The organism is Thalassoglobus sp. JC818 (assembly GCF_040717535.1).
Taxonomy (GTDB): Bacteria; Planctomycetota; Planctomycetia; order Planctomycetales; family Planctomycetaceae; genus Thalassoglobus.
Genome location: NZ_JBFEFI010000004.1, coordinates 630,090 through 643,246 on the forward strand (window position 1 = coordinate 630,090; position 13,157 = coordinate 643,246).

General features: G+C 53.0%; 11 protein-coding genes and 1 tRNA gene. 4 read left to right on the forward strand and 8 right to left on the reverse strand.

Annotated features, from left to right (window positions below; translation table 11 throughout):
* Window positions 1-52: 52 nt before the first annotated feature.
* From AB1L42_RS13525 to bioD, 3 genes are all read right to left on the reverse strand, one after another.
* A tRNA-Leu gene (locus AB1L42_RS13525) sits at window positions 53-138 on the reverse strand.
* Window positions 139-249: 111 nt separating this feature from the next.
* The gene (locus AB1L42_RS13530) at window positions 250-1,428 is read right to left on the reverse strand and encodes a hypothetical protein (protein WP_367056260.1); all 1,179 of its coding nucleotides are present in this window, start codon (window positions 1,426-1,428) and stop codon (window positions 250-252) included.
* A 106-nt stretch (window positions 1,429-1,534) separates the two neighbouring features.
* The gene (gene bioD / locus AB1L42_RS13535) at window positions 1,535-2,242 is read right to left on the reverse strand and encodes a dethiobiotin synthase (RefSeq protein ID WP_367056263.1); all 708 of its coding nucleotides are present in this window, start codon (window positions 2,240-2,242) and stop codon (window positions 1,535-1,537) included.
* A gap of 345 nt (window positions 2,243-2,587) precedes the next feature.
* Between bioD and AB1L42_RS13540 the strand changes: the two genes are divergently transcribed.
* The 3 genes from AB1L42_RS13540 to AB1L42_RS13550 all read left to right on the forward strand — a co-directional run bounded on the left by AB1L42_RS13540 (window position 2,588) and on the right by AB1L42_RS13550 (window position 5,692).
* Window positions 2,588-3,511 carry a hypothetical protein gene (locus tag AB1L42_RS13540; RefSeq protein WP_367056266.1) on the forward strand — a complete coding sequence of 308 codons (924 nt, stop codon included), beginning with the start codon at window positions 2,588-2,590 and terminating at the stop codon, window positions 3,509-3,511.
* Between the two features lie 119 nt (window positions 3,512-3,630).
* Window positions 3,631-4,281, forward strand: a complete 651-nt coding sequence (locus AB1L42_RS13545; protein WP_367056269.1) for a nucleoside monophosphate kinase — start codon at window positions 3,631-3,633, stop codon at window positions 4,279-4,281.
* Window positions 4,282-4,507: 226 nt separating this feature from the next.
* Window positions 4,508-5,692, forward strand: coding sequence for a rhomboid family intramembrane serine protease (locus AB1L42_RS13550; RefSeq protein WP_367056272.1), 1,185 nt, complete (start codon window positions 4,508-4,510; stop codon window positions 5,690-5,692).
* Between the two features lie 149 nt (window positions 5,693-5,841).
* Here the strand turns inward: AB1L42_RS13550 and AB1L42_RS13555 are convergent, their stop codons facing one another.
* From AB1L42_RS13555 to AB1L42_RS13570, 4 genes are all read right to left on the reverse strand, one after another.
* Window positions 5,842-7,269 (reverse strand): tetratricopeptide repeat protein, encoded by a 1,428-nt coding sequence (locus AB1L42_RS13555; RefSeq protein ID WP_367056275.1) that lies wholly within the window; start codon window positions 7,267-7,269, stop codon window positions 5,842-5,844.
* Between the two features lie 292 nt (window positions 7,270-7,561).
* Window positions 7,562-8,494 (reverse strand): hydroxymethylbilane synthase, encoded by a 933-nt coding sequence (hemC, locus tag AB1L42_RS13560; RefSeq protein WP_367056278.1) that lies wholly within the window; start codon window positions 8,492-8,494, stop codon window positions 7,562-7,564.
* Window positions 8,491-9,735, reverse strand: a complete 1,245-nt coding sequence (locus AB1L42_RS13565; RefSeq protein ID WP_367056281.1) for a DUF502 domain-containing protein — start codon at window positions 9,733-9,735, stop codon at window positions 8,491-8,493. Before AB1L42_RS13565 ends, hemC begins: the two co-directional genes overlap by 4 nt.
* 8 nt (window positions 9,736-9,743) lie before the next feature.
* Window positions 9,744-10,550 carry a phosphoribosyltransferase family protein gene (locus tag AB1L42_RS13570; RefSeq protein WP_367056284.1) on the reverse strand — a complete coding sequence of 269 codons (807 nt, stop codon included), beginning with the start codon at window positions 10,548-10,550 and terminating at the stop codon, window positions 9,744-9,746.
* Window positions 10,551-10,899: 349 nt separating this feature from the next.
* Between AB1L42_RS13570 and AB1L42_RS13575 the strand changes: the two genes are divergently transcribed.
* Window positions 10,900-12,072: a hypothetical protein gene (locus AB1L42_RS13575; protein WP_367056287.1), complete on the forward strand. Its 1,173-nt coding sequence runs from the start codon at window positions 10,900-10,902 to the stop codon at window positions 12,070-12,072.
* Window positions 12,073-12,157: 85 nt separating this feature from the next.
* Here AB1L42_RS13575 and AB1L42_RS13580 read toward each other — a convergent pair whose 3' ends face one another.
* The gene (locus tag AB1L42_RS13580; protein ID WP_367056290.1) at window positions 12,158-13,087 is read right to left on the reverse strand and encodes a response regulator; all 930 of its coding nucleotides are present in this window, start codon (window positions 13,085-13,087) and stop codon (window positions 12,158-12,160) included.
* Between the last annotated feature and the right edge of the window lie 70 nt (window positions 13,088-13,157).

Consider the following 13,157-nt stretch of genomic DNA (forward strand, 5'->3'; position numbering starts at 1 on the left):
GAAACGAAAAAAGGACTTCTCACGAGATGGTGAGAAGTCCTTTTTTGATTAGTGCCCAAGAGAGGATTCGAACCTCCACGGGGTATTATCCCCACTAGGCCCTCAACCTAGCGCGTCTGCCAATTCCGCCACTTGGGCTTGGGAGAGGTAATTTACTGACGAAGCTGTGTCTCGGCAACCCAAAGAAGATCCCAATTCTGACGGGAGGAAAATCGACCGTCTGCTCACGTTGGGAAACCGATACGAGTGTTACACGCTGTCCGAGTCAAAGACGACATCCGCCAGCGTCGTCACGCCTGATCCAGAAGGCGAAAATCCCTTCCGAAACTGAAATCGCCAGGCGACCTCACCGGACAAGCTTTCAATTCCATCCTCACTCGAAGCGAGATAGGTGACGAATGATTCCCCGGGCTGCAGGACTTTTCCGAGCTGCTGATCCTTCATGTCCCAGTCGCTCGAACTGGTGAGATGATAGGTCGAGACCGGCTGAGCGTTCGCATCTGCCTGAGTATTGAAGAGATAGTAATTTGAGTACTCACCCTGATCTGAACTCCGGACCCAGCGAAGCGTCAGATTTCGGTCGAACGGTGCGATTTCTTGGTCGTCGGAGACATTCGTGAACTTCAGGAAGAGTTTCATGACCGGTTTTGAGGGTTCTCGTGTACGCGACTCTTCGCCGGAATAGTGAGTGAATTCGATTGGCTCAACGACGACTCGAATCGGTTCGACCAGCAGATTCCCGAAACGTTGTTGCTCTCCGATTCTCAACGTGTGACCTGGCGCAAGTTGTTCTTTGGGAGCGACATAGGAGAGTTCTTGTATCGGTTCCGGAGCGACATCCGGCAGACTCTCAAGCTGATGCGATCGACCGGAGTTCAGAGCCAGGAAGAGTGCAATGATCGTGATCAAGCTCGCATAGCTGATCAGGAGAATCATCGGCAGCCGGGATGATGAATCGACGTCTGATTTCGTCGAAGCAGCAGCAGGCTTGGGCTCGACCGATTCCTTCTTGGGAGTTGGTTTCATGTCAGCTTTGGGCTCGTCTGGATCGGCGAAGGTTTCTCTTTCTCTCCCGAGAACGACTGTCTGGTCGGCGGTCGACATTTCCCGAATCGAAGGATCGGTGTCGTCTTCAGATTCGGTTTTGCCTTTCATGATCAGAGTTGTTCCGTCTGAAACGTTGAACTCTGGATCTGGCAACGGGTTATGAATCGAGTCATCAGAGTCGGAAGCGTCCTCTTCAGACACGTCCTCGACAGCAGCTTCCTGCTCATCGGCGAGCGCCGACACTTCTGCTTCGTCCACTTCTTGTGACTCTGCGGACTCAGAGTCCTCTGTTGCGGAGAAAGGCTTCGTCGGTTCGTCAGCAATTGTATCCTGATGCGATTCCAACCAGTCGAAGTTCGGGGTTTCGTCTCGTGATGACATGCGAGAGTCCAGTTTTACTCTAAACGATCAAGGTTCGTCGTCGTGGGAAGGAATTCGAGGAAGGTAAAAGGGCCGTTCGCCTACAGCCAGTGAATTCCCAGTTCCATCAAGTGTTGGTTTGCTGGGCGGTCATCCTTGTCCATAAATCGGCGGTGGTCCAGTTGGTGGGACGTTGCCACTCCAAGCGACCTTGAAACTCTACGTTTCCGACGACGGGAACAGGTGCAAATCTTAGGATTTGTTCCTGGTTATCAGAAAGACGGACCGTACTTTGTCCGCTCATATCGTTCAGGACAATTCCAATCAGGTCAAGTCCTGACGATTGGATCGCGTCGATCGTGAGGATCGCATGATTAATAGCGCCAAGCTTATGTCCGATTACCAGCACCACCGGAAACTTCAATCGCTTCGCAAAGTCAGCGACTGTTTCCGTCTCGGAAATCGGGCAAAACCATCCGCCCACGCCTTCAACAACGACACCTTCCGCCAGATTCGACCATTCCTGGAGGCCAGCATAAAGACGCTCGGAATCGACTTCTGTTCCCTCATCCCGGGCTGCGACCGGTGGAGCCAGGGCTGCGCGAAACCGTTGAGGACAGATCAAGTCCTTGTGGAACTCGGTTCCGATCGCTGATGCAAGTTGTTCGATATCCTCCCAGACAGGCGACTGATTTTCCCGGATCATCGCTCCCGAACAGACCGGTTTATACGCCCCGATTCGATGTCCGAGTTCACGAAGCTGGCGGATGATCTCACACGAGACGTACGTTTTTCCCGCGTCGGTGTCCGTTCCAGTAATCAAAAGTCCATGCATCCCCGATTCCCTTCCGTAGTGTGGTCAATCAGTCTGATCGATTCTGCGGAAGAATCAAAGTTGGAGCTTTCTTCCGCTGAAGAAAGCTGGAGGAAATGACTTCCGTCGAACAGTGTTCAACGTTTCCGATAAGAAGCCTGATAGGGGTTCAACACGTCCAGATTGGGGCGTACATCGCGATCAATCGATCAACGAATTGACCGATCTTGCTTGGAGATTTAGACTTGAAGTGAGGCATTCAACGCATCAGCCATGTTCGTTACGAATGTAAGCTGGTTCTCATCTCGGGAATGCCGCAACCGAATCGTTCAGTTCAATTTCCAACTCAAGACAAAGCACAACCTCATGATGCGATCAAAGTTGGCCCTGGCACTCATCGTTGGACTCTCTTTCAATGGGATCTGCAGCGCCCAAGACGGATCGACGGCTGTGTCTCTCGAAGCAGTCGGAGACCGTTTCCCAATCCAGATCACTTACTTCGCAGCGAACCCCGACGCAGGACCTCCCAAAGAGGCCCCTGTCGTTGTCATCGTTCCAGATCTGGAAGAAACCCGAATTGCCTGGGATAAGGGAGCTGGCCCTCGAAATGCTCCGAAAACGCTGCCCGCCGAATTGCAGCAACGCGGATATGCCGTCATCACCGTTGATCTCCGGAAGACTGGAGAGAGCGTGATCGAAGGTCGTGAAGAGCCGATTCGCCCAGCGGACTACGAGCGCATGGTTCTGGGTGACCTCGAAGCAGTGAAGGATTTCATCTTCTCCCTGCATCAGGAACAGAAACTGAACATGCACAAAATGGGTTTCATCGGCAGCGGAATGGGTGCTCCCATCGCAGCTGGGTTCGCCGAATACGACTGGAAGAAAAAGCCATTCGATGACCACGCAATTCCAGCGGAGCGAACACCGCGCGGACAGGATGTACGAGCACTCGTTCTGATTTCGCCGAAGACCAGTGCTGGCAAAGTACATTCGAATCGTGCGATTGGATTCCTGAAGAATCCACGAATGGACATCTCCCTGATGGTGATCGTTGGGCAGGACGATTCAGCGAATTACCGCAACGCGAAAGCCATTTTCAATACGTTCTCCGTTGTCAAAGCCAATGAGGAAAGAGGCGTTTTCCTCGATCCTCGACTCAAGGACAGTGGAATTGGACTTCTTCAACAACGCATCGAAATCGCTTATACGCCGATCCTGACATTCCTCGACAACAGACTGAAATCGATCAATGACCCGTGGGTTGATCGACGAAGTCGACTGCAGCGATAATTCTTCATCGCATTCTCCAACCTGATGGAGTAACGTGTTCGCGTGTGCCGCTCGCATTCAAATTGTGATGCCCAGTTGCCAGTGCAGCAGCTGTCGCCGAACTCAAGAAGAAAGCTGTAATGTCATCTGTTGAAGCAAAGCCGGTCTCCAAAAGCAAACGAGGTTACCCTTACCCGGCAGCCTTGATCTTCGGAGTCCCGGGAGCCGGAAAAGGAACTCAAGGTGAGATCCTGACGAATGTCCCCGGATTTTTTCATCTCTCCAGTGGAGTCATCTTTCGCAAACTCGACCCGAAGTCAGAAGAGGGACGAATCGTTCGCGAATACAGTGCTCGTGGAGAGCTTGCTCCTGACGACTTGACGATTCGGATTTTTCTGAACTGGCTGGAAGCTCAAAGAGCAGCTGAGCGATTTCGACCACGTGATCAGCTCTTGCTACTCGATGGTTTGCCACGAACTGTTCAGCAGTGTGAGATGCTCAAAGAATACGTCGATGTCAAAGCACTGCTTCACTTTGACTGCAAAGACGAAGAAGCGATGATCGACCGAATTCGACGCCGAGCGGTACTCGAGAATCGGATCGACGATGCGAGCGAATCGGTGACTCGCAAACGTTTTGAAGTCTATCACCGGGAAACTGCTCCCGTACTGAACCACTATCAGGATGTTGTGAAAAACGTCGATTGCGCGGGAATTCACGCAGAGATTTTGATCGAATGCCTGAAACATCTCGTTCCAATTCTCAAGGAGAGTTTCCCACGCCAGATGTGACCGTCGCTGATAGCGATTCAGCAGCTTCGTTCTATCGATGTCTTCTCGAAAACCGCCCTCGCGATTTCACGAGGGCTGACATCGCAAGCATTGGAAGAAACGAATTCAGGCGGCGAAAGAGTCGTCACGAGTCCTTCGAAAGGCCGGTGAGCTTTGAGGAACAGATCTCATCAGCAGGGAGACTAGTTCGCACGGATTTCGCTGTCGTGTCAGGGTGAATTGATCGATGATTCTGGTTCCCTTTTCGACCGACGCTCCCATTTATTATCGGCCGATTGGGACGTTGGTACTCATCGTCTTAAATGTCGCTGTGTATCTGGCGATCGGGGATAACATCGAAACCGCGATCGAGCGGTATGGTTTACAGCACAGCAGCGGATTGACTCCCTTTCAGTGGATCACTTCCAACTTCGTCCACGGCGGCTTCTTCCACTTGCTCTTCAACATGATTTTCCTGTGGGGCTTCGGGATTATCATCGAAGGCAAGATCGGGTGGATGCAGTTTCTCCCGCTCTATTTCGGCATCGGTATCGTCGAATGCTTCGTGGAACAAATGATCTACACCGATCAGGGAATTTCTTTCGGAGCGTCGGCGATCATCTACGGGCTGATGGTGATCTCTCTGATCTGGGCACCCGCCAACGAGTTGACAGTCTTCTACTGGCTCTTCTTTCGGTTCGTCGGTGTCTTCGATATTTCGATCGTGGCCTATTCGCTTCTCATGCTGGCGACTTCTCTACTCTTCGCTCTCGTGCTGGGAGACTTTGCATACAGTGAGTGGCTGCACCTGCTGGGAGGAGCGGTCGGTGCTGTTGTGGGATTTGGGTATCTGAAACTCAAACTCGTGGACTGCGAAGGCTGGGATTTGCTTTCTTATGTTTCCGGACAAACCCCCAACAGCGACGACTATCTTTCCGAGCAGTTTCAGGATGCTCGTCGCCGTCGAAAATCGACGAAGACAGCGAAGAGAGTTCGCCCTGAAGAAACCAATCCGACAGAGAAGTTCGTCAAAGCCTCACCGCAACGCTTCGCGAAGCTGCTGAAGAATTCAAAAGCTCAAGCTGCCTATATGGAACTGATGCGGCTTCAATCCCGATTGCCAGATTGGTCCCCCAGCAGCGAACAACTGCTCTTGCTTGCGAGAGGACTTCGTCGCGCCAGCGCGATGAAAAAATCGATGGAGATCTACAACCGCTTCCTCAAAAGACATCCGGACCATTCCGCTGCTCTTCTCGAAATCGCCGAGATTTTCGTCTATGTCGAAGACCGCCCCAGCGCAGCGAAGAAGCGGCTCGAACGGTGCCAAAAAAGAGACCTGAGCGAGAAACAACAAATGCGGCTCAAGCAAGCCATGAAACACGCTCAGTCCATGATCGACGATGGAGTGATTGAGATCGACTACCAGGAATAGAATTCGAACTCTCAGTTTCTCAGTCGTACGTCTGAGTGATGTGAGCCTCACTCGCTGACTGAAAAATGCAAACAGCCCGCCTTTCGAATCCGAAAAGCGGGCTGTCGATTTGAGTCGATCGAGAATCTAGATCTCTGGACTCGACGATGCTACTGAGTGCTCGCTCCGGAATTCTTCAAGGCGAAAACAGCTCCTCGATAGGCTGAGAGCCGTGGCAGTTCTGATCGAACTGACTGTTTCCAGTAAGCCACAGCATCTTGCTGGCGATCCCGTCGAAGAAGTTCCATTCCGATGAAGTAATAAGCTTCACACAACTGTGCAGCCCGTGCATCTTTGTCTTCGGGATGGGCGGCCTTCAACAGCGACTGAGCGTCAACCTGTCCGAGTTGGAAGAGGACGAGTGTGTCAATCCAATCCCGTGATTCTGCAGGCTTCGAGATGATGGCCTGATAATCCTGCTGCTGGTACTTGTTCGCACGGATGGCACTCGCCAGCTTCCATGGCAATACAAATCGCATGTCAGGCTGAATGCGAAGTGCATTGTTGAAGGAATCAAACGCACCGGCAAAGTCGCCGGAGAAGAACTGAGCGAATCCAAGATCGGCGTGAGACATTGGATTCTCAGGAGCCATTTCGGCGACGCGTTTGTAGTCTTGAAGAGCTTCCGCTGCTTTGTTCTGATTCAATCTCGCTGTCGCCCGCAGACTCAACGCTCCAATCTGAGTTGGATCGATGGTCAAAACTTCGCTCAAAGCAGCTTCGGCAGCAGCTGAGTCGCCTGATTCCAGGTGAGCGAATCCACGGTTGATGTACGCAGGAATGAAGCGTCCATTGAGCTTGATTGCCTGAGTAAAGTCCTGAATCGCTTCAGCCGTTTTGCCTTGAGACTGCAGGAACATCCCGCGATTGTTCCACGCAACTGGATTCTCAGGAAACGCCTGAACGACGCTGGAGAATGCGGCAATCGCTTCAGCAGGACTTTTCGTTCGGGCTGCGAATTCCGCCAATGCCATGTGGGCTGCGGTGTGCTTCGGTGAGACTTGAATGGCTTGCTTCAAATCTCGTTCAGCAGCGGCATTATCTTCGAGCCGCATGTTTGCTTGAGCCCGTTGATAAAGCAGGTTTGCCTGTTGCTCAGCGGTGAGATCATCACGCTCCAGCACAGAGTCAGCCACAGTCTTGGCAGTTTGAGCGTGTGCCTGCTTCTCTTCGACATCGGCGAGATGGCTCATTCCGTAAATGTACGGCAGGTAGTACTCGGGCTTACCTTTTTCCTCGAATCGAATCGCGTTTCGAGCATCGGCAATCCCGCGACGAAGCATGTCTGCATCGCCGGTCAGAATTCCCATTTCAACCTGTGCACTTCCGCGAAGATAGAGTGCGACATGGTCCTGAGGCTGAGTGGTCAGAACCTGATTCGACAATTGAATTGTCTGTGGAAAGTTCCGTTGTCGGTAAGCATCGTCTGCTTGTTCCTTGACGGCTTCGAGATCCGGTCCGGGATTTTGGCCGTGCGTCGTGCCGGCGATTCCGACGAGCAAAAGCATTGCCGTCAAACAAGTGGTGAAGCGAAACATCCTGATTCCTCCCTGAGGAAATTTCGTAGGGTGAGAGTACTTTTGGCGATCGACCGAAGAGGAGCGAACACAAAACAACATTCGTTTGTACTTCGACCTGAACGCATCGGCAGCGCCAGACTGTTGATTTTCTCCGCGCGTCGTAACCGATGCTAGAGAATCCATCAACCCCAGTCTGACCGGGACGGGACTCGAACGGCGTTTGTTCAGGAATTCAAGAAGATCTCTCGGGGGCGATGCAAACGAAACTGTTCGCGATCCGACAACTCGTTCGCTTCTACGAAACTGTCGATCACAGCACCTTTTCGGCACCGCCAGCGATTAAGGTCTCTGCAAGTTTTCGACCGAGAGTGAGAGCGTCGCCTGATGAACCAGATACCGAAGCTTCAAAACGTTCGCGGCCATCCGGACTGAGAACAACTGCAGTTGCTTCGATCTGATCGTTCTCGACAACGCAGTGAATGCCAACCGGAGCGTGACACCCGGCTCGCAGCGTCGCGAGACATGCCCGTTCACAAGTCACTTCGGCAAGTGCTTCGTCGTTCGTGATCGACTGCAGGAGTTCGATCACGGGTTTATCACTATCTCGACATTCAAGACCAAGGGCTGCTTGCCCCACAGCTGGGTACATCACAGGAGGGCGGAGAATGGCTCCGATTCGATCTTCCAATCCAAGTCGACGAAGACCAGCTTCCGCGAGAATGACGGCATCAAATTCCCCATCATCCAGCTTGCGAATCCGCGTTTCGACGTTTCCCCGAATCTCACACAATTCGAATTCGGGATACTGAGCGAGGATTTGAGCCTGTCGACGCGGACTGCCAGTGCCGATTCGTGCCTTCTCCGGAAGTTCGTCGAGTCCCGAGACAGCCGCACCTTGCGGCATCAGAAGAGCATCAAAACGTGACGCTCGTTCTGGTACTCCTGCGAGGGCCAGACCGTCGGCTGTATCGGTCGGAAGGTCTTTGAGTGAATGGACCGCGATATCTGCAGATTCATCGAGGACAGCACGTTGAACTTCGCGGGTGAAGACTCCCTGACCGCCCATGTTGCGCAGCGGTTCTGTGCGATCGCGATCTCCAATCGTGGAAAGAGGAACCAACTCGACATCGAATTCGTCGGTCTCACGTCGAAGGAGATCAGCGATGTAATTTGCTTGCCAGAGTGCCAGTTGACTCTGACGAGTCGCAATTCTGATCGTGCGTCCTGATTTACTGGAATTCAATCGTTTTCTCCGTCATCCGGTTTGAGAGTTTCCGGAGGAGTTAATGGGCTCAAAGCGGGTGGGCTGACACTCCCTCCGGGATAGGAGGAGGGGGGATTCCGCGGTCCGTTGAGCAAGCCTTTTTCGACAAGTTCCTGAAACTTGGCTTTCGTCAACTTCTGGTGGGGAGGAGAAAGCACACCGCAGGAAATACAGAATTGCATCGCTTGCTCGACAGTGATGTCGAGATCAAGAACTTTGCTTTTGGGAACATTGACTGTGAATCCGGTCATCGGCATCGGTGACGTTGGAATCAGCACGGCAACGCACGGTTCACCGGCCCCCATCGCGATTTGCATCATGCTTTCACCGGTCACAAAACCGATCGTCCAGATGCCGTCTCGGGGATACTGCACGGCAGCCACTCGTCGATATTCCACCGGTTGGTTCTCAGTGAACACGAAGTCCGTGACCTGTTTCACCGATCCATAAACGTTTCGCACAACCGGCAGCCGTCCCAGCACCTGCGTTTCAACACCTCTCACCAACCAGTTTCCAATCCGTGCAGAAACGAATTGTCCCGCGAAGTAGAAGAGAACGATGAAGATGACGACTGTCAGCAAGCTCAGCGGAAAAACACTTCCGAGGTACTTCCGGGCCACGTATTCCATATACACAGCTCGGGCCGAAGTCGGCATTTGCCCTGGAGGGAGATGTCTCGCGACTTCTGAGTAAACATCGTAAGGAACAGCGAGCGGACCGAATTGAACATACACACCGCTCGGAATTCGATCGGCGTTCGATTGAAGCCATTGGATTCGTCGCTGATGCCTGACGGCAAAAGCATCGAGCGGAGTCACCTCTTCGTCGGACTCAAAGTTGAGTTCGATGGGCGGCTCGTTCTCGATAAATCGACGGTACTTGGACTGCAGCTCAGCTGTGACGAGATAGTCGCTTCCACACAGATCGAGCGACGGAGCCCCATCGATCCGGAAGAGCTTAACGTCACCTTGAACGGGTGTGTCGTGTACTTCAATGGACTGATCCACCAGTGAGGCAATCGAATACTTGACCGCCCACGTAGCTGGAGTAATCAAGTAGGCGTTCACCTTCTCGAAGACCCAGAGGAGAATCAATACGGTAAGAATGGCGGGAAGACTGACAGCGAGTCCGCGAAGGAAAATTCGCGTTGGCGTCAGTTGTCGAACGGGTGCGGATTCCTCCGCATTGTTCGATTTGCCAAACTCTTCTTCATCCTGCATGTAAACACTCAACCTGTGATCGCTTCTTCGGAGGATTCCAAAGTCACACGATCCGATTTTTGGGACTGCTGGCTGACATGGCGGGCGATGACAACAACGTCAACTCGACTGGCGCCAGCTTTCTTGAGTTCTGACGACACCCGCTGACAGGTTGTCCCGGTCGTCAATACATCATCAACAAGCAGAATGTGCGCCCCATCCAATATTGCCTGTTTGGGCACGGTGAAGGCAGCCCGAAGGTTTTGTCGTCGCTGGGTGACAGTTTCCATCGTCCGCTGCTTGGGAGTTCGCCGATGCTTGCGAAGTATATGATGCTCCACCGGCACCATCAAGAAGCCCCCCAACCGTTCGGCAATCAACTCGACAGGTGGACGCGGAGACACAATCCGATCGATCCAGTGATGCGGGACCGGAACGATTAAATCGACGCCCAGCGAGCTTAAACGCTCTTTTTCCTGACTCCAGAGCAGATCAGTCAACGCTGACGTGAGAGCAGAATCGGAACCGGTCTTCGTTCTGAGAATTGCCCCTCGCAGCGGTTCCTCATACGGCCCGAGACTCTGCACCGACTGAAATGCGAACGAGGACTTGCTGCAATCTGCACAGCCGTTGACGGTATTCAGGTACGGTCCGACGGTGCCTGAGCAAATCTGGCATCGTGGGAACTTCGCACCGCTGACCTCCCGGTGGCAAACGTCACACACTTCAAACTTCTCCGATTCGTGAAGTGCACTCCCGCAAATCAGACAGATCCGCGGGTAGGCGAAATCGAGAAGAGCCCGCGTCAGTTCTCTCATCCATCCCGTTTGGAACATTCTCACATCTTCTCTGTGAGGCAATGCGATCGATGATGAATCGCTTCCTCAACGAAACTTGAGCAAACTCTGAAAAACGATTTTGAATTGTAGAACTGACAATTCCATCGCAACAGGGACTGCCGAATCGCACGAGACTTCGATGCGCCAACAACTTACGAGATTTGCGAATTGGACAAAGCGAAAAAGGAACGCGCTTTCATCGCGGACTCGCCTGCTGAGAACTTGAGGCGATCTTGACGACTTGTCTGTTTTTCTGGAAATTTCCGACCCTCATTCACATTTCTGAGTGAGCCCTTTCTCACCCCAAGCTTCCTCTCCCTCACCACTCTTCGACAAGGATGTCCCTGTGAACAGTTCCGTTCTTCTCGTCCTGGCGACCAGCTTGACGACAGCGGTCCCATCCTTCGCTGCGAACCCGTTCGATCAAGCATTAAATGCTCCTGCGGACTACATCGTTCGCGGCCAGGATGTCACGACATCAGGGCCCATGTATGCCACTGGACCATTAACCGTTCCGCCTCCAGGAACTACGACGTTCTATCCGCCAGAAACATTTGGCGACCCGAATGCCGCGATTCAAGGCGGGATTGCGCAGCCGTATTCCAGTCCCGGAGCACCAAGCTACCCGACGCCGATCACTCAAGATCCGTGGGCAGGCGGGATGATTGCCCCGATCGCTCCGTCAAATGGATACGGTGTGTTCGGTCCTCAGCCACAGCAGTTTGGCTGGAACTCGCGCATTGACGGAACATGGTTGCCCAGCAGCGGAACCAGTAGCCCGAACGTGGGCGACGTCGAAATCTGGGCGATCGACGTTGAAGAAGAATATTTGACACCGGGGATGCCCGGCGATGTCTGGACGTTCGGACCTCAGTTCAACTGGCGAAGCATTCAGGGTCCAACCGCCGATGACCCAACACGAGACCTTCCGGGATCGTTCTTCCGTTTCGGACTCGATCTGGCTCTGCAGCGGACCGGTCCCCGCGGATGTACTTTCGAGTTCGGATTCACGCCTGCCATCGCTACTGATCTGGACACATCTCTCAATTCAGACAGCTTTCAGTTCGATGGCCGAGTCGTCGCTTACGTGCCCGTCAGCCCTCAATGGCAATGGGTGATCGGAGCTGCCTATTGGGATCGAGTCGATGACATCGTCATTCCTTACGCGGGTGCAGTTTGGACTCCCAACGATCTCTGGGAATTCCGATTGTTGTTCCCGACCACGCGAGCCAGCGTGTTTCTCGGAACTCCGAACGGGGTTCCAACTTGGATGTACGTCGAAGGGGAATACCACGTCGAGTCGTATCAAACCGAGCTGACGATCGCTGGCAATACCTCGGATGCAAAAGTCCAATTCAGCGACTACCGTCTGGTCGGTGGATTCCGCTGGGAAGCAGGTTGGGTGACGACATTCGCTGAAGGTGGTTATGCCTTCAATCGTGAAGTCAAATACACCTCTCCCGGACGAGACTTCGACATCGACGGACAATTTATCGGCCGCGTCGGTTTCCGGTTCTAGAGCAAGTTGTCTTTCCAGTGCACTCGCTTGCGCGGTCTCACTCATTCGAATGCTGATTTTGCTCGTGCGAGTCAGTTAGAGAAGCTTACTCGCTGGTCTCAAGAGTGTCGTCGATAATGTAATCGCCATTCAGTTGGCGATTCACTTTTTTGCGAAGAGTCACAGCGTTGCCGGTGGGATTGAATTCAATCGAATCGGTGAACGCTCGCATCAGCAAAACGCCTCGCCCGCTTGGACGTTCGAGATACCCGGGAGAAGTCGGGTCCGGCAAAGCTTCAGGATCAAATCCTGATCCCTGATCGACAATGGTGATCGAGACTTCTTCCTTGCTCATGTTCAGTTCGACATGAATCTGCCGCGACCGAAACGGTTCCACCTTGCGACGCGTGTTCGCCAGATCGTGATAGGCGTTGGGATCCTCTTCTCGCAGATCAGAACTGACTTCCAAATTTCCATGGAAGTAAGCGTTCGTCAAGGCTTCATCGACCGCTGAGGCAAACCGAAGACTTTCGTTTTCGTCGAAGATCCATCTTTCCTGGACAGTCTCTCGAATCTCTGCCACGAGTGCGGAAATCAGATCGAGATCGTTGTCGAGTACGTAGCTGACTGATGACAGATAGTTCAGAAGCCGGCGACGTTTTCGCCGCTTGTTTGAGGAAGCAAGAATTCTCTCGACAGTGTCGATCAGCTCGCTTCCGAGTTCTGTCTTGGGAACATAGCTGGCCGCTCCTTTTTCGAGGGCAGTCACGGCGATCGTTTCACTTCCGCCGGCAGTCATGAGCACCACAGGCACGAGCGGATATTCGTTGCGGATGGCTTCGACCAGTTCCAGCCCGTTCATCTCCGGCATCTTCAGGTCGGTGACGATTAAGTCTGGAATTTCAAGTTCGACCTGTTCCAAACCCTCACGACCGTTGCGCGCAGTTGTGACTTCCCAGTCCGGAATCTTTTCCAGCAATCGGCTTGCCAATCGCAAGTCGACCAGACTGTCATCAACAACCAAAATCCTCGCCATTGTGATGTCCGTTTCGTGTCCGATGTCAGACTCATCTCTCTATTGTCAACGACCGGCCGACGACTGACAA

Coding starts and splice junctions, on each gene's coding strand:
- AB1L42_RS13530 (WP_367056260.1), bottom strand. CDS start 1,428: ATGTCATCACGAGACGAAACCCCGAACTTCGACTGGTTGGAATCGCAT.
- bioD (WP_367056263.1), bottom strand. CDS start 2,242: ATGCATGGACTTTTGATTACTGGAACGGACACCGACGCGGGAAAAACG.
- AB1L42_RS13540 (WP_367056266.1), top strand. CDS start 2,588: ATGATGCGATCAAAGTTGGCCCTGGCACTCATCGTTGGACTCTCTTTC.
- AB1L42_RS13545 (WP_367056269.1), top strand. CDS start 3,631: ATGTCATCTGTTGAAGCAAAGCCGGTCTCCAAAAGCAAACGAGGTTAC.
- AB1L42_RS13550 (WP_367056272.1), top strand. CDS start 4,508: ATGATTCTGGTTCCCTTTTCGACCGACGCTCCCATTTATTATCGGCCG.
- AB1L42_RS13555 (WP_367056275.1), bottom strand. CDS start 7,269: ATGTTTCGCTTCACCACTTGTTTGACGGCAATGCTTTTGCTCGTCGGA.
- AB1L42_RS13565 (WP_367056281.1), bottom strand. CDS start 9,735: ATGCAGGATGAAGAAGAGTTTGGCAAATCGAACAATGCGGAGGAATCC.
- AB1L42_RS13570 (WP_367056284.1), bottom strand. CDS start 10,550: ATGTTCCAAACGGGATGGATGAGAGAACTGACGCGGGCTCTTCTCGAT.
- AB1L42_RS13580 (WP_367056290.1), bottom strand. CDS start 13,087: ATGGCGAGGATTTTGGTTGTTGATGACAGTCTGGTCGACTTGCGATTG.